At 40.6% G+C, this 24,846-nt stretch carries 27 protein-coding genes; 16 read left to right on the top strand and 11 right to left on the bottom strand.

Annotated features, from left to right (window positions below; all coding sequences use genetic code 11):
* Positions 1–85: 85 nt before the first annotated feature.
* Positions 86–2,518 carry a carbohydrate binding domain-containing protein gene (locus I5J82_RS17450; RefSeq protein WP_332873685.1) on the bottom strand — a complete coding sequence of 811 codons (2,433 nt, stop codon included), beginning with the start codon at positions 2,516–2,518 and terminating at the stop codon, positions 86–88.
* A 298-nt stretch (positions 2,519–2,816) separates the two neighbouring features.
* Between I5J82_RS17450 and rlmD the strand changes: the two genes are divergently transcribed.
* Entirely contained in the window at positions 2,817–4,205 is a 1,389-nt protein-coding gene (gene rlmD / locus I5J82_RS17445; RefSeq protein ID WP_198769089.1) for a 23S rRNA (uracil(1939)-C(5))-methyltransferase RlmD, read from the top strand.
* A gap of 27 nt (positions 4,206–4,232) precedes the next feature.
* On the top strand, positions 4,233–4,796 hold the full coding sequence (locus I5J82_RS17440; RefSeq protein ID WP_198769088.1) for a maltose acetyltransferase domain-containing protein: 564 nt from the start codon (positions 4,233–4,235) through the stop codon (positions 4,794–4,796).
* Between the two features lie 230 nt (positions 4,797–5,026).
* Here the strand turns inward: I5J82_RS17440 and I5J82_RS17435 are convergent, their stop codons facing one another.
* The 5 genes from I5J82_RS17435 to I5J82_RS17415 all read right to left on the bottom strand — a co-directional run bounded on the left by I5J82_RS17435 (position 5,027) and on the right by I5J82_RS17415 (position 8,624).
* Positions 5,027–5,191, bottom strand: coding sequence for a YfhD family protein (locus I5J82_RS17435; protein ID WP_082861253.1), 165 nt, complete (start codon positions 5,189–5,191; stop codon positions 5,027–5,029).
* Between the two features lie 330 nt (positions 5,192–5,521).
* Positions 5,522–5,659 carry a hypothetical protein gene (locus tag I5J82_RS17430; RefSeq protein ID WP_153238255.1) on the bottom strand — a complete coding sequence of 46 codons (138 nt, stop codon included), beginning with the start codon at positions 5,657–5,659 and terminating at the stop codon, positions 5,522–5,524.
* Between the two features lie 89 nt (positions 5,660–5,748).
* Positions 5,749–6,315: a GNAT family N-acetyltransferase gene (locus I5J82_RS17425; RefSeq protein ID WP_198769087.1), complete on the bottom strand. Its 567-nt coding sequence runs from the start codon at positions 6,313–6,315 to the stop codon at positions 5,749–5,751.
* A gap of 254 nt (positions 6,316–6,569) precedes the next feature.
* Positions 6,570–7,700: an amidohydrolase gene (locus I5J82_RS17420; protein WP_198769086.1), complete on the bottom strand. Its 1,131-nt coding sequence runs from the start codon at positions 7,698–7,700 to the stop codon at positions 6,570–6,572.
* 30 nt (positions 7,701–7,730) lie between these two features.
* Entirely contained in the window at positions 7,731–8,624 is an 894-nt protein-coding gene (locus tag I5J82_RS17415; protein WP_198769085.1) for a TIGR01777 family oxidoreductase, read from the bottom strand.
* 104 nt (positions 8,625–8,728) lie between these two features.
* Here I5J82_RS17415 and I5J82_RS17410 point away from each other — a divergent pair, with 104 nt between their 5' ends.
* The 3 genes from I5J82_RS17410 (at position 8,729) to recX (ending at position 12,257) form a co-directional block, all read left to right on the top strand.
* Positions 8,729–10,831, top strand: a complete 2,103-nt coding sequence (locus I5J82_RS17410) for a carbon starvation CstA family protein (protein ID WP_198769084.1) — start codon at positions 8,729–8,731, stop codon at positions 10,829–10,831.
* Positions 10,828–11,034 carry a YbdD/YjiX family protein gene (locus I5J82_RS20630; protein ID WP_198769083.1) on the top strand — a complete coding sequence of 69 codons (207 nt, stop codon included), beginning with the start codon at positions 10,828–10,830 and terminating at the stop codon, positions 11,032–11,034. Before I5J82_RS17410 ends, I5J82_RS20630 begins: the two co-directional genes overlap by 4 nt.
* 407 nt (positions 11,035–11,441) lie before the next feature.
* Positions 11,442–12,257 (top strand): recombination regulator RecX, encoded by an 816-nt coding sequence (gene recX / locus I5J82_RS17400; protein ID WP_198769082.1) that lies wholly within the window; start codon positions 11,442–11,444, stop codon positions 12,255–12,257.
* On the opposite strand, the gene I5J82_RS17395 is transcribed toward recX, so the two are convergent.
* Positions 12,244–12,924 (bottom strand): SDR family NAD(P)-dependent oxidoreductase, encoded by a 681-nt coding sequence (locus I5J82_RS17395; RefSeq protein WP_332873684.1) that lies wholly within the window; start codon positions 12,922–12,924, stop codon positions 12,244–12,246. The genes recX and I5J82_RS17395 overlap by 14 nt on opposite strands.
* Before the next feature lie 58 nt (positions 12,925–12,982).
* Between I5J82_RS17395 and I5J82_RS17390 the strand changes: the two genes are divergently transcribed.
* Positions 12,983–13,288 carry a YfhH family protein gene (locus I5J82_RS17390; RefSeq protein WP_198769080.1) on the top strand — a complete coding sequence of 102 codons (306 nt, stop codon included), beginning with the start codon at positions 12,983–12,985 and terminating at the stop codon, positions 13,286–13,288.
* 239 nt (positions 13,289–13,527) lie between these two features.
* Here I5J82_RS17390 and I5J82_RS17385 read toward each other — a convergent pair whose 3' ends face one another.
* Positions 13,528–13,695, bottom strand: coding sequence for a YpzG family protein (locus I5J82_RS17385; RefSeq protein ID WP_077364736.1), 168 nt, complete (start codon positions 13,693–13,695; stop codon positions 13,528–13,530).
* Between the two features lie 39 nt (positions 13,696–13,734).
* Positions 13,735–13,890, bottom strand: a complete 156-nt coding sequence (gene sspK / locus I5J82_RS17380) for a small, acid-soluble spore protein K (protein ID WP_066242730.1) — start codon at positions 13,888–13,890, stop codon at positions 13,735–13,737.
* 100 nt (positions 13,891–13,990) lie between these two features.
* Here sspK and I5J82_RS17375 point away from each other — a divergent pair, with 100 nt between their 5' ends.
* The gene (locus I5J82_RS17375; protein WP_198769079.1) at positions 13,991–14,257 is read left to right on the top strand and encodes a YfhJ family protein; all 267 of its coding nucleotides are present in this window, start codon (positions 13,991–13,993) and stop codon (positions 14,255–14,257) included.
* 13 nt (positions 14,258–14,270) lie between these two features.
* On the opposite strand, the gene I5J82_RS17370 is transcribed toward I5J82_RS17375, so the two are convergent.
* Positions 14,271–15,272: a metal-dependent hydrolase gene (locus tag I5J82_RS17370; protein WP_198769078.1), complete on the bottom strand. Its 1,002-nt coding sequence runs from the start codon at positions 15,270–15,272 to the stop codon at positions 14,271–14,273.
* Positions 15,273–15,309: 37 nt separating this feature from the next.
* On the opposite strand from I5J82_RS17370, the gene I5J82_RS17365 reads away from it, so the two are divergent.
* Genes I5J82_RS17365 through I5J82_RS17355 form a run of 3 tightly spaced genes read left to right on the top strand, consistent with a single transcriptional unit; the run spans position 15,310 to position 17,499 of the window.
* Positions 15,310–15,624, top strand: a complete 315-nt coding sequence (locus tag I5J82_RS17365) for a hypothetical protein (protein ID WP_198769077.1) — start codon at positions 15,310–15,312, stop codon at positions 15,622–15,624.
* Position 15,625: 1 nt separating this feature from the next.
* Positions 15,626–16,747, top strand: a complete 1,122-nt coding sequence (mutY, locus tag I5J82_RS17360; protein WP_198769076.1) for an A/G-specific adenine glycosylase — start codon at positions 15,626–15,628, stop codon at positions 16,745–16,747.
* Complete coding sequence (locus I5J82_RS17355) at positions 16,744–17,499, top strand: SDR family NAD(P)-dependent oxidoreductase (protein WP_198769075.1); 756 nt, start codon at positions 16,744–16,746, stop codon at positions 17,497–17,499. Before mutY ends, I5J82_RS17355 begins: the two co-directional genes overlap by 4 nt.
* Before the next feature lie 147 nt (positions 17,500–17,646).
* Here I5J82_RS17355 and I5J82_RS17350 read toward each other — a convergent pair whose 3' ends face one another.
* Positions 17,647–17,871: a hypothetical protein gene (locus I5J82_RS17350; RefSeq protein WP_198769074.1), complete on the bottom strand. Its 225-nt coding sequence runs from the start codon at positions 17,869–17,871 to the stop codon at positions 17,647–17,649.
* A gap of 145 nt (positions 17,872–18,016) precedes the next feature.
* Here I5J82_RS17350 and I5J82_RS17345 point away from each other — a divergent pair, with 145 nt between their 5' ends.
* The 6 genes from I5J82_RS17345 (at position 18,017) to I5J82_RS17320 (ending at position 24,776) form a co-directional block, all read left to right on the top strand.
* Positions 18,017–18,187 (top strand): gamma-type small acid-soluble spore protein, encoded by a 171-nt coding sequence (locus tag I5J82_RS17345; RefSeq protein WP_198769073.1) that lies wholly within the window; start codon positions 18,017–18,019, stop codon positions 18,185–18,187.
* A gap of 393 nt (positions 18,188–18,580) precedes the next feature.
* Entirely contained in the window at positions 18,581–19,108 is a 528-nt protein-coding gene (ntdP, locus tag I5J82_RS17340) for a nucleoside tri-diphosphate phosphatase (protein ID WP_066242704.1), read from the top strand.
* A gap of 106 nt (positions 19,109–19,214) precedes the next feature.
* Positions 19,215–20,957, top strand: a complete 1,743-nt coding sequence (locus tag I5J82_RS17335; RefSeq protein ID WP_198769072.1) for an ABC transporter ATP-binding protein — start codon at positions 19,215–19,217, stop codon at positions 20,955–20,957.
* Between the two features lie 199 nt (positions 20,958–21,156).
* The gene (locus tag I5J82_RS17330; protein ID WP_198769071.1) at positions 21,157–22,167 is read left to right on the top strand and encodes an ABC transporter ATP-binding protein; all 1,011 of its coding nucleotides are present in this window, start codon (positions 21,157–21,159) and stop codon (positions 22,165–22,167) included.
* On the top strand, positions 22,142–23,116 hold the full coding sequence (locus I5J82_RS17325) for an ABC transporter ATP-binding protein (protein WP_153238269.1): 975 nt from the start codon (positions 22,142–22,144) through the stop codon (positions 23,114–23,116). The genes I5J82_RS17330 and I5J82_RS17325 overlap by 26 nt, the downstream gene beginning before the upstream one ends.
* 58 nt (positions 23,117–23,174) lie before the next feature.
* Entirely contained in the window at positions 23,175–24,776 is a 1,602-nt protein-coding gene (locus I5J82_RS17320; RefSeq protein ID WP_198769070.1) for an ABC transporter substrate-binding protein, read from the top strand.
* Positions 24,777–24,846: the final 70 nt, after the last annotated feature.

Here is a 24,846-nt window from a genome sequence, read left to right as displayed (position 1 = left end):
TGTTTCTTTTTTTGTACTAAAAAGCATGCAATAAAAAACGCTTAAACCTCTGCTATAAGAAAACAGAGATTCAAGCGTTCCCTATTTATTTAAGTACATTTAGCTGTATGTTATCTAGATAAATCACATGTTTGCCCAGCGGAGATTCGGGACTTTTTCCAAGAAGGAACTTCAATGACATCGTATCTGTTTCAGTAGGAGTAAACTTAAACGTGTATGTGGTTTCTTCATTTCCGATGTCAACTTTTTCAGCAAAATATCGTTTGTATTGTGCATTCTCTAACGTTACCTCTATGTTGCGAGCGATCTGTGAGGAGACCGAAAAACGTAATTCGTAATTCAATCCTTCAACTAACTTTAAATTGCCTTGTTCTAAAAGAACGCTCCAAGGCTCATTTCCTTCAGAGTCGATGCTGATCTTGGCTTGATCGTCTTCACTCACAATTTGAGCATTTGCATCGAAATGGATGTAAGGGTTCCAAAAAGAAAGGCCGGAAAGAAAATCTCCATTTTTTAATGGTTGTATATCCACTTCGTTGTAATCGGGAATATTGGTTAATTTCTTCAAAACCATGTCATCTAAGTAAACATCAGCAGAATTTCCACCTAAATAAAAGATCAACTGGCTATTATAATCTGATGTTTCTCCTTCATACGTAAATCTTACCTCGTGCGTATCACTCTTTTTGTTTAGAGTCACTTTTGCGGGTGCTAAATACGATTTATTGCCGCTCTCATCTAGCACACCAACTTCAATGGATCTAGCTCTATCTGCTTTTCCTTTAAAGGATAGAAGGTACTCGTTTCCCTTTATCAACTGTATTCCTTTTTGAACAAGGTACTTATCTGTTTTCTTAGAAGAATGACTCTTTAAATTAGCATGAAATTCACGAGCTTTCTCGTTAACAACTGCTCTATCTTTTTTGTGATTTGAAACAAACTCCCAATACGTTAAGCGATCCATATCGCCTTGATCAAATGTGCCATTGTATATGTGGTTACCATCTGGAAGTGGAGGCTTTGTGGCAGACTCATTAATAGGTTCATTTGTTATTTCTTCTACACGCACGTTACCGATCCAAACCGGAATGCTTCCGTTGTTCCCTAAATTGAATTCTAATCGAGCGGCAAGATCCGTATCTGCAAGCATATCAAACGTAAAGGAATAGGTTTCAAGTGTATCGCCTAATTTAATCGTTTCTTCATTCGAGTATTTGCCCCAGCCACGCTCTGCGCCACCGCCAACTTTAACAGACATTTGTCGATCAGATGCTGCCTTTGCATCAAAGCTGACTTTGTAACGTCCGCTTTTACCAAGAGAAATAAGTTGGATCGCTTGTACAGAATGTGAAAAAGATCCAGGAACTTGTGGAGTAATCTTAGCAAAATTCTTGTTATCGATCATTTCTTTTTCTGCAGAGGCCGCACCACCAAAGTCAGGAAGAGTGACAAGGTTCCAGTAGAAGGGATCAAATGGTGTTTCATTTTGATCGATACGTGTAAATGACTTTTCAAAGTTTCCATCATAAACGAGGTTTCCGTCTTCAAGTGGTTGTTTAGCTTCTTTAGGCAGTTCTACAGGCTTAGGAGCAGGTTCCACTGGGTAACGATAATCTCGGTTTTTTAATTCATAAACACGAACATAGTCAATCTCCATCTGTTGAGGAAACGTAGTCGTTTCATCGGGATCTCCATCAAACCATCCGCCAACAGCGAGGTTCATGATCAAATAAAAGTTTTGATCGAATGGTGCTGGATACGAAAACTTGATCGGATTATTTTGACTTTTTGCATACCACTCATTTTGGGTTTGATACAGTTCACCGTCTACATACCATCTGATTTCACCAGGTTCCCATTCAATGGCGTATGTGTGCCAAGAATCAATTCCATCGTTAAAAGGAAATTCAAATTCTTTGCCCGTATAGCGATTGTTTGGCCATGTCTCACCATAGTGGAGCGTGCCAGCCACTTTATTTGGTTTACTGCCCCAAGCTTCCATGATATCTATTTCACCTGATGCAGCCCAGCCACCATATCGATCCTTTTCGGGCAACATCCAAACCGCTGGCCATAACCCTTTGCCTGTAGGAGATTTGGCTCGAACCTCATACCGGCCATACGTTTGACTAAATAATCCCTTGGTTTTTAATTTGGCAGACGTATAATCATAAGTACCAGAATTATCAGTTGTGCTCTCTTTTTTAGCACGGATAATCAATTTACCGTCTTTGATAAATGAGTTTTCATCTGAGTTCGTATAATACTGTTTTTCATTGTTTCCCCAGCCTGGTGTAATGAGATTGCCATCTTCATCTTTTATCCAGTTGCCGATATCATATGTCCATTTTTGGGGATCAATTTTAGGCTTGTTGAATTCATCGGACCAGGTAAGAGACCATTTGGTTTTTTCTTTCTTTTTTTGCACTTCTTTATTCACATCATCCTCTGTTGAGGCGTTTACACCACTTGGCATCATTAATAAAGCAGAGACTGCAAAAGCGCAGATTTTTTTCACTGAACATTCTCCTCCTTTGTTATGAACATTGAAACGAAACCGGTTTCGAAATCGATTAAAAAAATAAGAGTTCAATTCACGAAAGCGCTTTCGTTATAGCTATTATAGAGATTTTGAAAAATCTACACAATCTGACTTTAGTATGGTTTTTACAATTCACAAACGAATTTAATTGATTGAATTGAAGAGACAAAAAAGCTTTGCCCCTTCGTAAGTTGAATTTGAAGTTGGTAGAACGAGCAAGTTTCGTCTACAATAAGGAAAGCCACTTTTAGCTAAGAAACGAGTGAAAATAATTATGAAGAATACTAAACAAAATAATCCTATTATGAAGATTGGTGAGACAATCCCTCTATCCATCAAACGATTAGGCATCAATGGAGAAGGGATCGGATTTCATCAACGACAAGTTGTCTTTGTTCCTGGAGGAATTCCTGGTGAAGAAATGTCGGTTATCATTACAAAAGTCTACCCAAATCGAGCAGAAGCAAAGATTAAAAAAGTATTTAAAAAGTCAAAAGATAGAGTAACACCACCTTGCCCGATCTATGAGACGTGCGGCGGATGTCAGATTCAACATATGTCTTATCCAGCTCAACTCAAAGAAAAACGAGATATTGTTGTACAAGCCTTCGAGCGGTACACAAAGATTCATAAAGATAAATTGAATGTGAGAAAAACAATTGGAATGGACGAGCCTTGGGCTTATCGCAATAAGTCTCAATTTCAAGTTGGTAAGATCGACGATACGATCATTGCAGGACTTTACAGCAGTAACTCACATAAGTTGATCAACATAGATCACTGTCTTGTACAACACGAAGATACGAATATTGTCACGAATAAAGTGAAACAAATTATTCGAGATCTAAATCTACCTGTATATGAGGAAAGAAAACAAACTGGCAGCATTCGTACGATTGTTGTTAGGACTGCTTTCCGTACAGACGAAATTCAGCTAGTGATCGTAACCGCAACGAATGAGTTGCCAAAAAAAGAACTCTTTGTTGAAGAAATCAAGAAAAGACTTCCTCAGGTGACATCCTTTGTTCAAAATGTAAACGAAGAGAAAACGTCGCTTATATTTGGTGAACAGACAGAAGGTATTTACGGAAAAGATACGATTACTGAGCATCTTGGCGATCTACGTTTTGAGCTCTCAGCGCGTGCTTTTTTCCAGTTGAATCCTGAGCAAACCGTAAACCTATATAACGAAGTAAAAAGGCTGGCCAACCTCACTGGTAAAGAAAAGGTCGTTGATGCTTATTGCGGTTCGGGTACAATCGGCATGTGGCTCGCAAAAGATGCAGAAGAAGTAAGAGGGATGGACATTATTAAAGATTCCATCATGGATGCCCGAAAAAATGCTGAAAAACATAATATCAAGAATGCTCATTATGAAGCAGGCAAAGCTGAAAAACTTCTTCCAAAATGGGTGAAAGAAGGCTGGCAACCTGACGTTGTAGTAGTAGATCCCCCGAGAACGGGATGTGATCCTGTTTTCTTAGATACGATTATAAAAACAAAACCTAAAAAAATGGTGTATGTATCCTGTAACCCTTCAACATTAGCTAAAGATGTCCACATGTTAATAAGTAATGGATTCGAAGTGGAACAGATCACTCCTGTGGATATGTTTCCTCAAACCTCACAAGTTGAAGCTGTTTGTACGTTAGTACTTAAATAGAAGTAGTTATGAAAGGAACGGTGCTTCATGAAAACGGAAAAAGAAAAAATGATAGATGGAGAAATGTATCGTCCTGATGATCAGCAGCTTGTAAACGAGCGCATTCAAGCGAGAAAGCTGACAAGAGAGTACAACGCCACAACAGAAGAGGAATGGGATAAGCGAACTTCTTTGATAAAAGAATTGTTCGGTTCAACCGGTCAGAATGTTGGAATAGAGCCGAACTTTAAATGTGATTATGGCTATAACATTCATGTTGGTGAAAACTTTTATGCGAACTTCGACTGTACCATTTTAGATGTATGTGAGGTTCGTTTCGGAGACAATTGCATGTTGGCCCCAGGTGTTCATATCTATACAGCGACGCATCCAATAGATCCTTTTGAAAGAAATTCAGGTGCTGAGTATGGAAAACCTATCGAGATCGGAAATAATGTTTGGCTTGGTGGGGGAGCCATTATTAATCCCGGTGTAAAAATTGGCGATAATGCGGTTATCGCTTCTGGAGCGGTAGTGACCAAAAATGTTCCTTCTAATGTAATCGTTGGAGGAAATCCAGCAAAAATAATAAAGACCATTGAAATGAAATAATATATTTAAAGCTTAAAAAATTCAGAAATATACACACTATCCACATGTTTTTCCACAGAAAATGTGTATAAAAAAGAAGTTTTGCACAAAATTGCACAAATTAATTTCATGAGATGGATTAGTTATGCACATTATACACAGACTGTGAATAACTTTATCCACAATGTAAAAAAAGCATTACATTTTCTATATTAAAAAAAGACCTGCTATCCCAGCAGGTCTTTTTGCACTTAGCGACGACCTTTCTTCTGGCGTCGGTCAGCGGCTTGTGCACGTGCTTGTGCTTCAAGATCGTTTTGATCTGCCAATTCACTTGAGTACTCGACATCAAGTCCTTTGGCTTGAGAAGCTTTAGCATTATTGTGCAATGAGGACTTTCGGTTACGTTTTTCCACACAAATACCTCCTTAAAGATATCACGATGTTTTGAAACGTAAATCAAAAGCGATTGAGGAACTTGTCCTCAACTATAGAATGTGCATTTTTCGGCTAAATATTATAGGAAGAATCATCCTTTTATGAAAGCTGTTATATCATTGGTGCTCTATGAAAGTAGTTGATTTCCGTTCCAGATGCTCGCTTTCCACGGGGCGTACGGTGAGCCTCCTGCCGCTTTGCGCCAATAGGAGTCTCCACCTGACCGCTCGTCCCGTAGGAGTCTCGCACTTCCACTTCAATCAACTTGCTCATGAAGCGAATAACAAAAAAGTCAAAAAAGTATTTCTTTAGGAATTATCTTCGTTTGTCATCTCTTGCGTCTCAGCTGTTGATTCAGCAGACTTTAATTCCTCTTTATACAGAATTTCTTGTGTTTTGGTTAGATCGTCATTTCTTTCTTTTGCCTGTTGTTTTTTACTTTCCATAACGTTACCTCCTCACAAAAAAATAAACATCACTCAAAAGGGAGTGATGTTCATTAGTATGCGCAGAGAAGCTGTTCAAGTTACCTGTATTAAGCTTCCTTTAAATGTTCTTCCACAATTTCCAGTGGCTGTGTTTGTGTACGAAGCATGTGCATGAGATAGTTATCTTTTTCAATCTGATAAAGGTTGTAAATATCCTGTCCTTGATTAAGCTGATCATAAACATCTTTTCTTGTTTCGTTAGCTAACGTCACATAAGGAATTTTTTCAGCTGCTTTTTGTGAACGAATATTTTCTTTGCGAATACGCATAAAGATGGTGTGGATATCTTTCTCATAGAATAATTCAGAAAAGAAAGCTTCTTTTGCTAAAGAATTATAACCTTTTCCAAAGTAAGGCTGACCAATCCAGGTGCCAAGAAATCCATAGCCATCTTGGACATCGAATAAATTAATGGTGCCGATTGGATTATACCACTCATCCAAAATCGTTCTGGAAATAATGTTTCCTTGGTCTTCTTCCTCGATCGTTTGCTTCGTTAGGAATAGAAATTCTTCAAATGAAGCCGCTTTTTGACGCACAAAAGGGAAGACGTCTGGGTGCACCATTAAATTGTAAAGAACATGACTCTCTGATAAATCACGCTTTTTCAACAATTTAATCCCTCCTAGAGGGCAGAAGTATCCCCCACCCTCGAATTAAGAATAAAAATTAATTCGGGGTGGGAATCGAACCCACTAGGACCAGTCATAGCTGGTGGCGCACCAATTGCCTTCCCTTGCTTCAATATTTAATTTATGAAAATAATGTTGTATTTGATTCGGGAGCGACTTTTAAACTGTTCCGGATTCATATAATCCGCATGTTGCTCTAATTGTATAATAAGACATTTTTTTAAAAAAGAAAATAGTTATTTTGTAGATTTTTTGTAAATTATTTCTCCGTCGATCATGGTCATGACAGGGGTAGCAGAAAAGTGGAACGGATGCTCAGTCCAGAGGGATAAATCAGCATCTTTTCCTGGCTCAATACTGCCTACCCGATCATGAATTCCAAGGTTTTTGGCTGGAGCGATCGTAATTCCTTCAAGCGCTTTTTTTTCACTCAATCCTTCTCTAACGGCAATTGCCGCGCAAACGTTTAAATATTGAATCGGAATGTAAGGATGATCGGTCGTAATTGAGACCTCAACATTATTTTCGGATAGTATACGATAGGTTTCCCACGATTTGTTCTTCAGTTCGATCTTAGACTTACGTGTTAGTGTAGGACCAACACTTACTTTTAAGTTCAAATCTTTGAACGAGTCTGCAATAAGATGACCTTCTGTACAATGTTCAATACGAAAATCTAAGTTGAATTCCTCAGCAAAGCGGATCGCAGAAAGAATATCATCTGCACGGTGAGCATGGATGCGAACAGGAATCTCACGGTTTAAAGCAGCTGCGATCGGTGCAACACGCAAATTATCTTGATAAGCTGAATCTTTTGCTTGATAAAAAGCTTCACGAAGCATGCCCATAATTCCCATACGAGTGATAGAGTCATTATGGCGCCCACTATGGATCCGTTTTGGATTTTCACCTAACGCGATCTTCAGTCCAGCAGTTTCCTTAATGATCATTTTTCTAATATCGTGCCCATGTGTTTTGATAACAGAAGTTGTTCCACCAATAACATTCGCACTTCCAGGCATGATGTGAGCTGTTGTTACCCCATAACGTACGGCATCTTTAAAAGCGATGTCGAGAGGGTGACAGCCATCGATCGCACGAATATGAGGAGTAAGCACCTCGTGAGTCTCGTTAGCATCATTTCCAGCCCATCCTGTTCCTTCGTCATACAAACCTAGATGAGTATGAACATCAATGAATCCGGGAAGAAGATGAAGGTTTTCAGCTTGGATGATCTCCATGTCAGCTGAGGGTTCTATGTGCGTTTCGACAGCTATGATTTTGCCGTTCTCAACTAGAACATCTCCTTGCGGAAGTTCGCTGCTCGTGATCGGATATACTTTAGCTTTTTGGATTAATGTTTTCATAATGTGTCACCTGATAAATTATTTTTATTATCATTGTAACAAATCATGTAAAGCCCCCTTTAAGTGAGGATAAGAGAACGTATAGCCTAAGTTTTGCGCTTTTTCAGGAAGTACCTGCTGTCCCTTTAGAATCAACATACTCATTTCTCCAAACATAATCTTGAACGCTATGGAAGGGGCAGGCAGCCAGTGTGGGCGATGCATAACGTCTCCTGTTACTTGACCAAATTCTTTCATAGTAACGGGATGTGGGGAAGTTACATTAACAGGACCAGAATATTGTTCATTGTTAATAGCTTCCGTAATGAGTTTTGCTACGTCTTCCACATGAACCCAAGAAACCCACTGCTCTCCTGAACCAACCGTACCACCTGCAAAAAAGCGATAGGGAAGGCTTAGTTGAGGAAGCACTCCACCATCTTTACCTAATACGAGGCCAAATCTTGTAAATACCGTTCTGATGCCAAGAGATTCCGCTTCTGATGCTTTTGTTTCCCATGCTCTTACGACTTCAGCTAAAAAGTCTGTGCCATGCTTCTGTGACCTTTCTGTGAAAACCTCCGTCTCAGAAGTTCCATAATAACCAATAGCAGACGCGTTTATCCAAACGGATGGCTTTTGTGGCATCTCCTCTACAAGCTTTAATAATGCTTCTGTCACTTTTAAACGACTGTTTAAAATCGCCTGTTTCTTTTCGTCGGTCCATCTACCGTTAATGGATTCTCCGGCAAGGTTTACTACAGCATCGATCGGAGGCAGATCTGGTTCATTGTTTCCCATCCATTGTACATATTGAACGCCTTTTTTCTGAGATTGTTTATCTTTTCGTGTAAGAATAAAGACCTCGTTTCCAAGCGATGTAAGGTGGTTGGTCAAAAAGCCTCCTACAAAGCCTGTACCTCCTGTGATTAAAATTCTCTTCAAAATAATCCACCTCTTTCCATTTTATTTATTTAAAAATTAAGAATATTTGTTATAATTCATCTTGTACATATTATATTACCACTATTGAGGAGGAAAGAAGGCTTATGGAGCTCCAAAGAAATGTGCAAGCAAAAAAGAAGAACCCCTTTTTGAAAGCGCTATTATGGATTGGGATTGCTTTAGCTGGGGGAATCGCCTTATCGATCATCGCGCTCCAAAGAGATGAGAAGATCAATGCAATTTGGTTTGTTGTTGCGTCATTGTGTACGTATGCTATTGCTTACCGCTTTTATGCACGATTTATTGCTACAAAAATCTTCAGCCTTAATAAAAACAATGCAACACCTGCAGAAAGATATGCAGATGGTAAGGATTATGTGCCGACAAACAAATGGGTTCTTTATGGACACCATTTTGCAGCCATCGCAGGTGCAGGTCCACTTGTAGGTCCTACATTAGCTGCACAGATGGGATATCTCCCTGGGACCATCTGGATTATTGTAGGAGCCGTTCTTGCTGGTGCTGTACAAGATTTTGTTATTTTAATTATTTCCATGAGACGCAGAGGTAAATCAATTGGTCAGATTGCAAAAGAAGAAATAGGGCCAGTTGGTGGAATGCTAGCGCTTATCGGTGTTTTTGCTATTATGGTTATTTTAATCGCCGTGCTAGCTCTAGTAGTTGTTAACGCACTTAAGTCAAGCCCATGGGGTACATATACGATTGCGATGACCATTCCAATTGCTCTTTTTATGGGTGTTTATATGCGATATCTACGTCCGGGAAGAGTAGGGGAAGCGTCTATTATTGGCTTTGTATTGTTGATTTTCGCTTTAGTCAGCGGCCAATGGGTAGCAGATTCACCAACACTTGCACCTCTTTTTACATTCGATGGTGAGACTTTGGCTTGGATGCTGATCGTTTATGGTTTTCTTGCATCCGTTCTTCCTGTTTGGATGCTTCTAGCGCCAAGAGACTATTTAAGTACGTTCCTAAAAGTAGGGGTAATCGGAATGATGGCACTCGGTATTCTAATCGTAATGCCTGAGATTCAAATGCCTGCTCTTACTAAATTTATTGATGGAACGGGGCCGGTATTCGCAGGAAATCTCTTTCCGTTCTTGTTTATTACGATTGCTTGTGGAGCCATCTCTGGGTTCCATGCTTTGATCTCTTCAGGAACATCGCCTAAACTAATTGCGAACGAGCAGCATGCTCCTATGATTGGTTATGCTGGTATGCTAACAGAATCATTTGTCGCGATCATGGCGATGGTAGCGGCAACCCTCCTGACTCCTGGAATCTATTTCGCGATCAACTCACCAGGTGCTGCGATCGGAACGGATGTCGCGACCGCTGCTACAACGATATCCTCTTGGGGATTCACGGTATCAGCAGACGAGATTAATGAGCTCGCTAAAAATGTGGATGAAGAATCGATTCTTTCTCGAACAGGTGGTGCTCCTTCACTAGCAGTAGGGATCGCACAAATATTCTCACAAGTAATCGGTGGACCACAGCTGATGGCGTTCTGGTACCATTTTGCGATACTGTTTGAAGCCGTGTTCATACTGACAACCATAGACGCAGGGACCCGGGTAGGTAGGTTTATGCTGCAGGATCTTCTCGGACAAATATACAAGCCTCTTCGAAAAACAGACTCTATGCCGGCTGTATATTTCACGAGTGCGTTAGTCGTTGCAGGCTGGGGTTATTTCTTAGTTGTTGGTGTAACTGATCCGTTAGGCGGTATCAATACACTATGGCCATTGTTCGGTATCGTTAACCAAATGTTAGCGGCTATCGCACTTATTGTAGCAACAACTGTAATTTTAAAAATGGGTAAAAAGAAGTTCGTATGGGTTACATTAGTTCCACTTGCTTGGCTGATGATCGTAACGTTCTCAGCTGCTTGGCAAAAGATTTTCTCTGATGTACCGAAAATCGGTTTCTTAAAACAAGCAGAGGTTATGAAGGAAGCTATAGCGAGCGGCAACTTGCCTGCAACTGTACCTTCCATCGAGGCTGCTGAAAAGCTAGTCTTCAACAATACGTTAAACGCTTATTTAACCGCGATTTTTATGTTGCTTATTCTAGGTGTGCTGATTGATGCGATGCGCATCTGGTACAAAGCAGTTAAGAGTGAGAAGCCTTTAGAAACAGTAGAAGAACCATTTGTGCAAACAAAGCTTGGTGATGTTTCGTGACATTTCAAGCAGCTTGGAAATGGGTAAAAGACATCTTTCAGATCCTTTTATATATCGGAAAGGGAATATCAAATCTGCCTGATTATCAAGCTTATGTGAGGCACTTAAAAGAAAATCATCCAGACCGCACACCACCGACTGAAAAAGAGTTTTTTGCTGAATTGCTCGAGAATAAATATGGCGCAAATGCAAAACGCTGTTGATAAACATTTATAAGTGCAGGTTGCACTTTTACCAAAAAAAGCATTCTCTCAAATACGGGAGAATGCTTTTTTATGTGATGAATGAGTGAGCCGCGGGTAGTGGAATCTGCTTTTTACGGTATGTGTTCTTTTATTTATTACGCGTTCGCCGGTAAAGTGAGGTTAATCACCTGTAATGTACGGATTTGCACCTGAGAAAGCTGCGTAAGCACCCGTAACTGCGCTTTTTACACCTGAAAATCAGTTCTAACCACCGATGCTGCTTAAAATCCTCTGCCTCATCCAACGATAAGGTGCTTGTTTTCGTTAACATTCTCTTATAGATACAAATCAATGGTTTGAAGACTGTTCAAACAGTACGAAATTCATTAAATATGGTACACTAATTGGTGAAAGAAGGTGGGTAGATGGCTGTTATAACAAGGATTTCTGCTCAGCAAAAAAACGACGAACGATTTAATATTTTTATACAAAAAGGTCCAAAAGAAGAATTTGCGTTTAGTGTAGACGCAGATGTTTTGATAAAGTTTCAGCTTCAAAAAGGTATGGAGATTGATGAAGAAGAATGGGAAGCCATCATTGAAGAAGATGAATATCGAAAGGCCTTCAATAAAGCTCTTCACTATCTATCTTTTCGGATGCGTACCGCTCATGAAATCGAGGTATATCTAGAAAAGAAGGAAGTTTCTGAAGCGACGATTAAGCGAGTTCTGCAAAAGCTTTCGGAGTATGATTTTGTAAATGACCAAACCTTTGCGAAATCACTCGTGAGAAGTCGTATGAACACATCTTTTAAAGGACCAGGAATGATTCGGCAAGAGCTGAAGAAAAAAGGGATCAGTGATCGTCATACGGAAGAGGCTCTCGATCAGTTCAGTTTTGAGGAGCAACTCGAAGCTAGCATTACATTTATTCAAAAACAGTTTTCAAGCGGAAAGAAACGTTCTGAGAAAGAACAAAAGCAAAGGATTGCTCAACAGCTTCAGCAAAAAGGCTACATGTGGGATGTTATTGAAATGGCGTTTCAAGAAGCTAAGATCAGTCAATCTGCTGAAGATGAAAAAGAAGCCTTGCTTGCACATGCTCGCAAAGCTCACCAAAAATACAAAAAGTATAGTGGATTTGAATACGAGTCACGCATGAAGAAATTTCTTTACAGCAAAGGCTTCGATTCCGGAGTGATTTCAGAACTGCTTAGCGGTGATGAAATTAACGATCTATAAAGATTTCAGGTCTATTGTCATCCTGTTCAACGATTAGTGCAGCAACTTGTTCAGGAGACTTTAATCGAGAGCGATCTGCAATATGAGTAGAATCATCCCAGAAAGGGGTATCCATTCCGCCCATATAAACAGCCGTTGGATAGATGCCAGAGCCATCCCATTCTTTTACGAGGCTCTCTGTAAATCCTCTGACGGCAAACTTTGAAGCACAATACACCGATTCATTTACCTTTCCACGTAAGCCTGCTGTTGAAATGATGTTCATTACCTTGCCAAAGCCTTGCTTTTTAAATAGTTTAAAAGCAATCTTAGTCGGAAAAATGGTACCATAAACATTCGTTTCGAGCATTCCTGTAATATCTATTTTGGATAAGTCTTCTAGAGGGTTGAAAATTCCGATACCCGCATTATTAATCAACGCGTGAACGTTCTCGCTTTGAAAGATGGATTGCAACATGGATTCGGTTTGTTCGTAATTGGTAACATCACAAGCTTTATACGATACCTTGTTTTCACTGTGAGCGAATGATTCTACAGCTTGCTTTAATTTTTGCTCATTACGACCAACAAGATATACGTTGTACTTTTTATTATATTCGCGGGCTAGTGCAAGTCCTAAGCCTGAACCGCCTCCCGTAATAATGACAGTCTTATTCAAAGTTATCACTCCTATGTAGTTAGTTCTTAAGCATATATAGGGTACAGAAAAGAAAGGAAGTAATCAAATGGAAAAAAGATTCAGCGAAATGACAGAACTTGAGATTAAAGGCGAAATTGCTTCCCTTCGAGCAAAAGCACAAAAAGCAGAACAAATGGGCATGGTAAGTGAGTATGCCGTTTATGAACGCAAGATCGCGATGGGCAAATGCTATCTGATGGATCCTTCAACGATTGAAAGCGGGAAAGAATACGGCATACAGGGAGACCCGGGTTCAACCTTTTCAGTGCTGTACCTAAATGGTATTTTTGCCTGGGGTTACAAAAATAAACAAAGTGCACTCGAAGCATTGCCGATTTCTGTTCTTGAATAATTTTGTAGGCTCTTTTCTTTGTTTTTTTAAAGCTTCTCTGCAGTTGATTGGAGTGTAAGGTGCGAGACTCCTGGGGGATCAGCGGGACAGGTGAGACACCTAAGGTCGCAAGGCGGCGAGGTGGCTCACCGCCCGCCCCCCGGAAAGGGAGCACTTGAAACGGAAATCAACCACTTTAAGACTTTTTTGAACAAAAAACAAAATAAAGAAGCGGCACTGGACCGCTCCTTTATTCGCCACTATGAACGCTTACGTGTTTGAATTTCAAGCACATAATTATTTAGTGCTTGCTGGGTCTCCCCATTCACTTGATTGTACGCATGCTTCGAATTGGCACGAGGTGAGTGAAAGGGATCAGAATATTTACCGTTAAATCGCGTTGATGAGAAGTAGTCTTTCTTGTTCAACTGATTCACCCCCCAGAATGAAATTCATAACCGCAAGAGTTACTGATCATCTCGGTGTTGATTGGATAAAAACATTCGTTCCTGCGGATGGTCACGAATGGATCCATCTGGCCGTTTAGAAGAGAATTCTTCTTTTGATCTCGGCTCACCTGAGAAGGAGATCCGATTAGGGAAGTTTTTCGATTTGTTACGCATGTGATTACCTCCTTATTATCGGTTCTCAACTAGTATGAAACGTGAGAGAACCCTTTATGTGACGGGGGTTTCTTTAAAAATTGGTTAAGGAGGGAGAATAATGGAAGAGCGTTTTGACAGATTGGCGAAACTACTGCAAAAAAAGAACCCAGCCCTTACAAATCAAGAAGCAAGGGAATGGGTGGAAGGATTATGGGAAGATTTTGAGTCTACTCGAGCGAAAGCGGGATGGGAATATGAAGGACAAGATGTTACAGAGAAGATGGTAACTCAGCTAATTACTTCATATGGCCATAAACTTCATGAGTATTTTTCAAACAATCCTAAATTTCAGCGATTTGTAAAAAAAGACGGGCCTATTCAATAAGCCCGTCTTCTTCCTATTCATTATTGTTAATGAGATCGAGCGGAGAGAACTCCATTTTCTTTTTCAGGCGGTCTTCAGAATACACCCATCCTGTAAAGGAAGTAATGATGTTTAAGTTCTCATCCAACTGTACCATCGCGACAAAAGGGTAGTGACCTTTACTTCTATACCTAAGATCAATAAATTGAACGAGATGGCCGTGATCATTCTTTTCGACTTCCCATCTGTGTACTGGGGAGAACGAAAGAAAGGCAGATATGTTTTTGTCTTTTTTCGCTGCATCGATTAATTTCGTTTTCGGTATAGCCAGACGATCAAAAGTATCCCAAACGGTTACTTTTCCATTTTTTAAACCGGCTACAAAAAATTCGTGTTTCGATTTAATGGCTAGATGGTACTGTCCCCAACGAATCGTAGGACTTGCATAGATCTCTTCAGCTTCTGGGATCTTTTTCAGGACGATCTTGTTTACTCGTTGTCTGGCTATGATTCGGATGATGTAATAAACGACGAGTATGATGTATACCGTTAGAAACGTGTATCCAGGATCCACACCCATATACCAGAGCAGCAAACCTCCGATATGCAAGAAAAAGATAAAGGGATCAAAGATACTGATGACACCTAGCGCGATCCATTTCTTTGACACCGGGTATAGTGCTTGTGTGCCGTAAGCGTTAAATATATCGACAAACACATGAAGGAATACTGCAATTGCTGTCCATAATAAAAGTTTTCCATTGTCGGCTTCGGGAACAAATAAAGAGATAGCCCCAAATAAAAGCAGTGGCCATATCACAAGAGCAGGCAATGAATGTGTAAGTCCTCTGTGATTGCGGATGTATACCGCATTATTTTTTAGTTTAAGAACTGTGTCAAAGTCAGGAGCTTGAGAACCAATTAGTGTCCCAGCAAGAATGGCTTGTGAGGTCACTGGATCATTTGCAATCGCAGGGTCCAGCATCGCTAATCCACCTAACCCGAGCCCCATTACAATATGTGTGCCTGTATCCAAGGCCATCACCTCCTATGTAGGAATGGAGTGAAATAATATGTTAACGGTTTTTATGGAGTATAAAGTAAGTCAGGATTTAATTCAATATTACGAGTCTCAAATGGATTCTGTAATTAGTGAGCTTAAAGCTTGTGGTGCTACTGATATTCAATGGTATAGGGCGGCAGATCAGCCATCATTATATGTTGAATGTTTCCAAGTTAACGATCAAGCATCATATGATACCATTAAAAAAAATCGAACTTCTTTACAGCATCCTGTTTTTTCAATCCTTAATGAATGTGTAACAGGAGGATTAGAAAAAATTCATTGCTGGGCGTTTGAAAAGCTAAACAAAAAGGAAGATCTGTAAATTGAACACAACAAGTAATAGTATATTTTCCCTCAATGATTCATATGTGAAACAATTTCAAGACCATTTGTTAACTTGGTATGACGAAAACAAACGAACATTGCCTTGGAGAGAAAATCAAGATCCTTATCGTGTCTGGGTCTCTGAGATCATGCTTCAGCAAACGAGAGTGGATACCGTCATTCCTTATTTTGAACGATTTACTCAACTGTTCCCAACGCTGCAAGACCTTGCTTACGCAGATGAAGAAAAAGTCTTAAAAGCTTGGGAGGGTCTAGGTTATTATTCCCGAGTTCGAAACTTACAAACCGCAGTAAAAGAAGTATGCGAATCTTATGGAGGAAAAGTACCGAATACGCCCAAAGAAATCGCTGGATTAAAGGGGGTTGGCCCTTATACAGCAGGCGCAATTCTAAGTATTGCGTATGGTATTCCTGAACCTGCTGTTGATGGTAATGTTATGCGTGTTTTATCACGTATTTTATTGATCGAAGAAGATATAAGTAAACCCAAAACGCGTGTACTCTTTGAAAAAGCAGTGAGAGAACTGATTTCACACGAAGATCCATCTTCTTTTAACCAAGCATTAATGGAGTTAGGTGCACTAATCTGCACACCGAAATCACCAGCTTGCTTGTTATGTCCGATGCGAGAATTATGCAGAGGGTTTGAGAGTGGAAGACAAGCTGAACTTCCTGTAAAGTTAGGAAAAACAAAAGTTCGTAAAGCGAAGATGACTGCAGGTGTTTTGTTAAATCATGATGGGGAAATTCTCATTCACAAAAGACCATCTGAAGGATTGCTTGCTAACATGTGGGAATTTCCGAACACCGAGTATGTTGGGGAGCACAAAGATGCAGAGATTGAGGCATTGGTTGGATATGTACAAGAACAGACGAATTTTGGAGCGGTTGTAGAGGAAAAAGCAGGATACATTGAGCATGTGTTTTCTCACTTAAAATGGGAGATTCAAATATGGCAGGGAAAAATTGAAAGTGAAGATGATTTGGAACAGCTGCCTGCTGATTGGAAATGGGTCCGTGTAGATGAACTTGAAAATTATCCATTTCCTGTCTCACATCAAAAAATCATTCTGCTCATAAAGGAGGCGTTAATCGTATGAATTTAGATCTTGAAGATAAAGTTGTGCTTGTTACAGGTGGATCTAAAGGGATCGGTCAAGGCATCGCTCTTGCCTTTTTAGAAGAAGGTGCAAAAGTGGGGATCGTCGGTCGTAACTTGGCTGATCTGAAAGCTGCACAAAAAGAAGGAATCAAAATTTTCCAAGGTGATGTGACGATTGCTGAGGATCGTGAACGAGTGATGGAAGAGTTCGTTACGAATTTTGGAACGATTGATGTCTTGGTTAACAATGCAGGTGGGAGCAATGGTTCTTCTGTTATGGAGACGAGCATAGAGCAGTTTGAGGAAGCCATGCATTTGAACTTTCTTTCAGCTGTTGATTTGAGTAAAAAAGCGGCAGCGATAATGAGTGGGAAATCTGACGGTGGAGCTATTATTAACATTTCGTCTATTTTTGGCCGGGAATCTGGTGGTAAGCCTACGTACAATGCAAGTAAGGCAGCCATGATTTCCTTTACAAAATCATTTGGTGACGAGATGATTAAGAAGGGGATTCGAGTAAACGGCGTAGCCCCTGGATCGATCTTGCATGAAACAGGAAACTGGAAAAAAAGATTGGAACAAGATCCAGTTAAAATCAATTCATTTGTGGAAGAACATATTTCTGCTGGACGATTTGGTACAGTGGAAGAAGTAGCCAACGTGGTTGTGTTTTTAGCTTCTAAGAAGGCTTCATGGGTTGTAGGAAGCACGCTGAACGTGGATGGCGGACAGTCTTATAGTAATTTTTAATGGATATGAATGAAAACACGCCCCTGCAGAGTGCAGGGGCGTGTTTTTGTTGCTCGTCCAGCGGCTGTTAAGCACGCTGGACGAGCGCCATAGGGAAAATACGAGCGCCAGCCCGACTTTATTCAGCCGTTGCAACAAATCTTCACATCAATCGTACTTGACCTCAGTTCCATGCGTCCAGTCAGCTTCGCCGCGTTTCATTCCGCCTCTTGCTTCGATTTCTTTAATGATCTCCCGGTGCATGCTTGTGCCTTCTTCGTTTAAATAAGGAGCCATCTGCTGCAAAGAATGGTGAAAATAAGCGAGTTCCGCATCCTTCCAATCGTTCTTCTTCGTCATACTCAGTTCTGTCATATCCCTTCCTACATACATGAGTCGTTCCTCCTTTATCAAGAATTAGTTATTCATTCATTTATCCCCTATAACTCAATGTTTTAATACTGGAAATATCTAATAAAAAAAGTGCTTATAAAAATGGACTACCCCGGGTAAATTATATTTCGTGGAGGTGAAAAACATGGACAAACAACAAAAACAACAACAACAACAAGCTCGTCAAAAGCAACAAAACGCTCAACAACAAGCTGGTCAATCTTACGGGACTGAATTTGCTAGCGAAACTAACGCTCAAGAAGTTCGCCAACAAAACCAACAGTCTCAACAAGGTAAAAACCAACAACAAAAATAACCTCTATCCAGGAATGCTCCCTAATCACTAGGGAGCATTTTTTGGGTTTCTCTTCATTTTTTATCTTACCCTCACATCAATTACATACGTTTTCTAAACAAGACCGATGGGAATACTAGTGACGAGTGGAATTATTTGAAAAAAGGCGCTTTATTGAAAAAAACAGGGACAAGTACATTTCCAAACTATTCTTAAAACGATATAATAAAGAAGAGAAAAAAAGCGTGTGTTATGAAAGAAAGTAATGATCGGGAATAAAAACATCGAAAAAAATGAAGAACGAGGTTTATTAATGGAGCTGGTGAATTACCGACAATTGGTTAAAGAGGAAGGAGAATTAACAATTCAATAGGTAACATTAGCTTCCGGAACTCGGGCAGAAAGGAGAGAGAGATGAGTTTTCCTGCAACCGGAAGTATAATCAATATTCAAAGCTATAAGCATAACGGTTATCTTCATAGAAACTGGGAAGATACGGTTATTTTAAAAGGGACTCCTAGTCAGGTGATTTGCGGTAACGACCGGATTCTCGTTACTGAATCTGATGGGCGTCAATGGCGAACGAGGGAACCGGCCATTTGCTACTTTAACGCGAAGCAATGGTTTAACGTGATCGGAATGATACGAGAAGACGGGATTTATTACTACTGCAACCTAGGCTCACCATTCATGTGGGACAAGGAAGCACTGAAGTATATTGATTACGATCTTGATATAAAAGTATTTCCAGATGGCACTTATATCTTATTGGATGAAGATGAATATGAGCTGCATAAAAGAATGATGAGGTATCCGAGTCAGCTCGATACGATCATAAAGAAGAACCTACAAGAATTAATCTTGATGGTCACACAAAAAAAGGGACCGTTTGAACCTGGATTTGTGGAACAATGGTACGAAAGATATTTAGAATTCCGATAAAAAGGAAAACCTGTTGAAGAGTCAACAGGTTATCCTTTTTTTATCTTTGGTTAACTTGGCGCTTTGCCAAGTTTTCTTTTTATGAAGGAAAGAATGGTGAAATGAAATGGATAGTATTAAACGTTATTTGAAATTTGTAAAACCATACAAGTGGCAAATTTTCTGGACGATTTTAATCGGGTTAGCTAAGTTTGGAATCCCGTTGTTAACACCACTGATTTTAAAATATGTAGTGGATGATATCATTCAAGTCTCATTGCCGGTAGATGAAAAACTAAACAAACTTTATTGGCTCATGGGTGGGGCTGCACTCATATTTGTTGTGCTTCGTCCACCGATTGAATACTGGAGACAATATTATGCTCAATGGGTAGGAACAAAGGTTTTATATGATATTCGTGACAAAATGTTTGATCATATACAACGCTTGAGTCTCCGTTTTTATTCGAACAACAAATCTGGTGAAATTATTTCAAGAGTCATCCATGATGTTGAGCAAACAAAAACGTTTGTCATCACCGGTCTTATGAATGTTTGGCTAGATATGGCGACGATTATTATTGCAGCGGCCATCATGTTCTCTATGGATTTTTGGCTTACGATCGTAGCCTTATCCATGCTTCCGGTCTACGGGTTCTCGGTAAAATTTTTCTATGCCCGGCTTCGGCAATTAACGAAGGATCGATCTCAAGCTTTGGCTGAAGTGCAAGGTCACCTGCATGAACGTGTTCAAGGTATGTCCGTGATCCGCAGTTTTGCACTCGAGGATCACGAGCAGGTTCAGTTTGATAAACGAAACCGAAATTTTTTAGATCGTGCAATGGATCACACAAAATGGAACGCGAAAACATTTTCGGTCGTAAATACTGTAACCGATATTGCGCCGCTTCTTGTTATTGGGTTTGCAGCCTATCAAGGGATTCAAGGAAACATTACGATCGGAGCACTAGTTGCATTTGTTGCGTATATGGATAGACTATATAATCCACTGAGACGACTAGTGAATTCATCTACAACACTAACACAATCGATTGCTTCTATGGACCGGATGTTTGAGTTCTTAGATGAGTCATATGATATTGAAGACTCTCCTCATGCGAAACCCTTAAAATCGGTAAAAGGGAAGCTTGATTTCGAAAATGTTTCGTTCACTTACAACGAGCATGAAGCTGATGTGTTACATAATGTTTCCTTATCGGTTGAAGCGGGTGAAACAATTGCTCTTGTGGGGATGAGTGGCGGCGGTAAATCTTCGTTGATCAGTTTGATTCCACGCTTTTACGATGTGTCAGAAGGAAGCATTAAGCTCGATGGAACAGATATCCGTGATTTTCAAGTTCGGTCACTAAGAGATAAAATCGGTATGGTTCTTCAAGATAATATTCTTTTTAGTGAATCCGTTCGAGCGAATATTCTTATGGGTAATCCAGAGGCTTCGGATGAAGAGATGATTGCAGCTGCAAAAGCGGCTAATGCACATGAATTTATTATAAGCTTACCTGAAGGTTATGACACAAAGATCGGAGAACGTGGGGTCAAGCTATCTGGCGGTCAGAAACAGCGTGTGGCTATATCTCGTGTCTTTTTAAAAAATCCACCACTCCTTATTCTTGATGAAGCAACTTCGGCTTTGGATCTTGAAAGTGAACACTTGATTCAAGAAGCTTTGGAAAAACTAGCAAAAGATCGGACAACGTTCATTGTGGCCCACCGACTTTCCACCATCACTCACGCAGATCGAATTATCGTAATCGAACACGGCAGAATTGTAGAGATCGGTAATCATAAAAAATTGATGGAAAAACAAGGCGCTTATTATGATCTATTCATGGTTCAACAATTAAACTAAGATAGTCTAAGACTGGCAGAGATGCCGGTCTTTTTTTTATATAGAAGAAAACATCGTACGAAAGAACTACAACATAAGACATATTTGTCGATTATTCTGAAAATTAAATATTGTCAAATTGTCAGAGTAGTGTCATAATTCTCAACAGAGAAGTAATATTCTAGGAAATTTGGCAGCTTAGAGAAAGGAGTGAGATCTCATGGGAAATCCAGTTCTAGAAGTGAAGAACTTAAGAACTTCTTTCCTTACAGACGATGGCGCAATCCCTGCTGTGGACGGAGTTGATTTCCACGTTAATCCTGGCGAAGTGTTAGGAATCGTAGGAGAATCGGGCTGCGGTAAAAGTGTGACGTCACTATCCGTAATGGGACTAGTACCCACCCCGCCTGGGAAGATTGAAGGAGAGATTCTCTTCAAAGGTGAAAATCTTGCTTCAGCACCAGAAAAAAGGATGCGGCAAATTAGAGGCAATGAAATCGGAATGATTTTTCAGGAGCCGATGACAAGCTTGAACCCGGTAATCACGATCGGGGAGCAGCTTATTGAATCACTGCGCATACATAGAAAATGGTCCAAAAAAGAAGCGATGGGTAAAGCCATTGAGATGCTTAAGCTAGTGGGACTTGCACGAGCAGAAGAGCTTGTAAAAGAATATCCTCATCAATTATCAGGAGGTATGCGTCAGCGTGTCATGATCGCCATGGCCATGATCTGTGACCCTAAACTTCTGATAGCGGACGAGCCTACTACCGCTTTGGATGTTACGATTCAAGCTCAAATTTTAGACTTGATGAAACGATTAAACAAAGAAACAGATACCGCCATCATGATGATTACCCACGATCTTGGTGTAGTTGCAGAGATGTGTGAGCGTGTCGTCGTTATGTACGCTGGAAAAGTGGTCGAAGAAGGTGAAGTGAAAACCATCTTCCAAAATCCGAAGCACCCTTATACGGTTGGGTTGATTAAATCGGTCCCAGACATGAGGGAGAAGGTTGGCCGTTTGTACTCCATTCCAGGAAACGTACCGAAACCCGGTTCGATCACCTCGGGTTGTTCGTTCGCACCGCGTTGTGAGCATGCAGGAACAAGGTGTATATCCGAAACTCCTCATCTTAAAACTCAAGAAGGCAGTCATCAAGTCAGATGCTGGCTTTACGAGGACGGGAAAGGAGTGAATCTGCATGAGTCAGACACAGCCATTAGTTAAAGTTGAAAATTTAAAGATGCACTTTCCGATTAAAGGCGGAATATTGAGCAAGACCGTTGGCGAAGTAAAGGCAGTCGACGGAATCTCTTTTTACATAAAAAAAGGAGAAACACTCGGCCTCGTAGGAGAGAGCGGGTGCGGAAAGTCCACGACAGGACGCATGCTCCTAAGACTTTTAGAACCTACTGAAGGAAAGATCTACTTTGAAGGCGAGGATATAACGAAATTATCTTCGAGTGAGATGAGAAAGAAACGCCGCGAGATGCAGATGGTGTTTCAAGATCCCTTTGCTTCACTCAACCCGCGTCATACAGTTGAGAAGATTTTAGAAGAGCCATTGATCGTTCATGGTGTAAAAGATAAAGCTGAACGCAAGAGACGAGTAAAAGAACTGCTTGAAGTTGTAGGACTCTCAAGCTGGCACGCGAAGCGATATCCTCATCAATTTTCAGGAGGACAAAGACAGCGTATCGGAATTGCACGTGCACTTGCCGTGAATCCGAAGCTTATTATCGCGGACGAGCCGGTATCTGCACTTGATGTTTCCATTCAATCTCAAGTACTGAACCTTTTACAAGATCTTCAAAAAGAGTTCGACCTCACGTATTTGTTTATCGCGCATGATCTTGGTGTAGTCCGCCATATCAGTGACCGAGTGGGAGTTATGTATTTGGGTCATATCGTAGAGCTTGCTGATAGTGAAAAGCTTTATGATGATCCGAAACATCCATATACACAAGCTCTTTTATCAGCCGTTCCTATACCAGATGTGGAGCATCGAAAGGACCGCGTCATCCTGCAAGGAGATGTGCCAAGTCCATCAAATCCGCCTGCTGGTTGTCCTTTCCATACACGTTGCCCTGCAGCGATGGATCATTGTGGGACCGTAAAGCCTGTTTTAAAAGAAGTTGCTGAAGGCCACTACGCTGCCTGCCACCTTTACGAGTAACGGCAGACACGTACATATAAACAAAGGCATAACTAAAATGAGAACTGGGGGAAAGAAGATGAAGAAAAGTTTATTAACTTTATTTGCTTTAATGCTTGCTTTATCTCTAGCGTTGGCAGGGTGTTCATCAGGCGGGGATAGCAGCAAAGGTGGAGACGACGGCAAAGTCGATCCGAACAATGTCATGATCTACGGTCGTGGCGGTGACTCTGTTGCACTTGATCCAGCCGTTGTTACTGACGGTGAATCTTTCATCGTAACGGAACAAATCTATGAGCCACTTGTAAACTACGGAAAAGATAACACAGATATCGTTCCAGGTCTTGCAAAAGAATGGAAGATTTCTGATGATGGCTTGACGTATACATTCACACTTGAAGAAGGCGTTAAGTTCCACGATGGCGAGAAGTTCAACGCTGATGCAGTAGTAAAGAACTTCGACCGTTGGGCACAAAGTAAAGACGGCGAGAAATTCGCATACTACGGATCTATGTTTGGTGGATTTGAAGGTGACGAAGGGCACGTGATTAAAGATGTAAAAGCTGATGGTGAGAACAAAGTAGTTATTACGTTGAACAAGCCTCAAGCACCTTTCTTGAAGAACGTAGCGATGAGCCCATTCGCAATCGCAAGTCCTAAGTCATTAGACGGTGACAAGCTAAGCAAAGAGCCAGTTGGTACAGGCCCTTTCAAATTCAAGAGCTGGAAGCCAAACGATACGATCGTTCTTGAAAAGAACGCTGACTATTGGGTAAAAGATATGCCGAAACTTGATGGCGTAACGTTTAAAGTAATCAAAGACAACTCTTCTCGTCTAAACGCATTAACGAAAGGCGAGATCGACTTAATGGATGCTCTTAATCCATCTGATATGAAAAAAGTTTCAGACAATGGAAAGCTTCAATTGTTCGAACGTCCTTCAATGAACGTTGGTTACCTAGGATTTAACGTCGAAAAGGCGCCATTTGATAAAAAAGAAGTTCGTCAGGCGATCAGCCACTTGATCGACAAGCAAGCGATCATTGACAACTTCTATGAAGGAACAGCTGAGCCGGCTAAAAACCCAATGCCTCCTTCAATCGCTGGATACAACGATGAGATTCAAGATCGTGAATATGACGAAGCAAAAGCAAAAGAACTTTTAGCTAAAGCAGGTATGGAAAAAGGATTTGAAATGGATCTTTGGGCAATGCCTGTAGCACGTCCATACATGCCAAACGGTCAAAAAGTAGCTGAAGCGATTCAAGCGAAACTTGCAAAAGTGAATATTAAAGCGAACATCGTTACATTTGAGTGGGGTACTTACCTTGAGAAAGTTCAAAAAGGTGAAGCGCCAATGTTCATGTTAGGTTGGACGGGTGACAATGGAGATGCGGATAACTTCCTTTATACGCTTCTTGACAAAGACACGATCGACTCTAACAACTACGCTCGTTATGCGAACGAAGATGTTCATAAGCTTTTAGTTGAAGCTCAAACAACGGCTGACGAAGCGAAACGTGAAGAGCTTTACAAACAAGCACAAGTTATCATCCATGAAGATGCTCCATGGGTACCTCTTGTTCACTCTAAGCCTCAACTAGCTGGAGCAAGCAAGATTAAAGGATTCGTTCCACATCCTACAGGTTCTCAATCTTTCGCGGACGTATCTTTCGAATAATGTATGGCGGGGAGTATGGCCTAAAATAGCCTGCTCCTCTTTTTTTGGAAAATGATTCTCTAGAAGGTAG

It is taken from the genome of Fictibacillus halophilus (assembly GCF_016401385.1).
Taxonomy (GTDB): Bacteria; Bacillota; Bacilli; order Bacillales; family Fictibacillaceae; genus Fictibacillus; species Fictibacillus halophilus.
The sequence above is the reverse complement of the archived record's forward strand: the minus strand, read 5'-3'. Positions and strand labels throughout refer to the sequence as shown.

Bases quoted from the DNA above. Each gene is read 5' to 3' on its own strand.
- rlmD (WP_198769089.1), top strand. From the start codon at position 2,817: ATGAAGAATACTAAACAAAATAATCCTATTATGAAGATTGGTGAGACA.
- I5J82_RS17440 (WP_198769088.1), top strand. From the start codon at position 4,233: ATGAAAACGGAAAAAGAAAAAATGATAGATGGAGAAATGTATCGTCCT.
- I5J82_RS17430 (WP_153238255.1), bottom strand. From the start codon at position 5,659: ATGGAAAGTAAAAAACAACAGGCAAAAGAAAGAAATGACGATCTAACC.
- I5J82_RS17420 (WP_198769086.1), bottom strand. From the start codon at position 7,700: ATGAAAACATTAATCCAAAAAGCTAAAGTATATCCGATCACGAGCAGC.
- I5J82_RS17410 (WP_198769084.1), top strand. From the start codon at position 8,729: ATGGAGCTCCAAAGAAATGTGCAAGCAAAAAAGAAGAACCCCTTTTTG.
- recX (WP_198769082.1), top strand. From the start codon at position 11,442: ATGGCTGTTATAACAAGGATTTCTGCTCAGCAAAAAAACGACGAACGA.
- I5J82_RS17390 (WP_198769080.1), top strand. From the start codon at position 12,983: ATGGAAAAAAGATTCAGCGAAATGACAGAACTTGAGATTAAAGGCGAA.
- sspK (WP_066242730.1), bottom strand. From the start codon at position 13,890: ATGCGTAACAAATCGAAAAACTTCCCTAATCGGATCTCCTTCTCAGGT.
- I5J82_RS17375 (WP_198769079.1), top strand. From the start codon at position 13,991: ATGGAAGAGCGTTTTGACAGATTGGCGAAACTACTGCAAAAAAAGAAC.
- I5J82_RS17365 (WP_198769077.1), top strand. From the start codon at position 15,310: ATGTTAACGGTTTTTATGGAGTATAAAGTAAGTCAGGATTTAATTCAA.
- I5J82_RS17355 (WP_198769075.1), top strand. From the start codon at position 16,744: ATGAATTTAGATCTTGAAGATAAAGTTGTGCTTGTTACAGGTGGATCT.
- I5J82_RS17350 (WP_198769074.1), bottom strand. From the start codon at position 17,871: ATGTATGTAGGAAGGGATATGACAGAACTGAGTATGACGAAGAAGAAC.
- I5J82_RS17345 (WP_198769073.1), top strand. From the start codon at position 18,017: ATGGACAAACAACAAAAACAACAACAACAACAAGCTCGTCAAAAGCAA.
- ntdP (WP_066242704.1), top strand. From the start codon at position 18,581: ATGAGTTTTCCTGCAACCGGAAGTATAATCAATATTCAAAGCTATAAG.
- I5J82_RS17335 (WP_198769072.1), top strand. From the start codon at position 19,215: ATGGATAGTATTAAACGTTATTTGAAATTTGTAAAACCATACAAGTGG.
- I5J82_RS17330 (WP_198769071.1), top strand. From the start codon at position 21,157: ATGGGAAATCCAGTTCTAGAAGTGAAGAACTTAAGAACTTCTTTCCTT.
- I5J82_RS17325 (WP_153238269.1), top strand. From the start codon at position 22,142: ATGAGTCAGACACAGCCATTAGTTAAAGTTGAAAATTTAAAGATGCAC.
- I5J82_RS17320 (WP_198769070.1), top strand. From the start codon at position 23,175: ATGAAGAAAAGTTTATTAACTTTATTTGCTTTAATGCTTGCTTTATCT.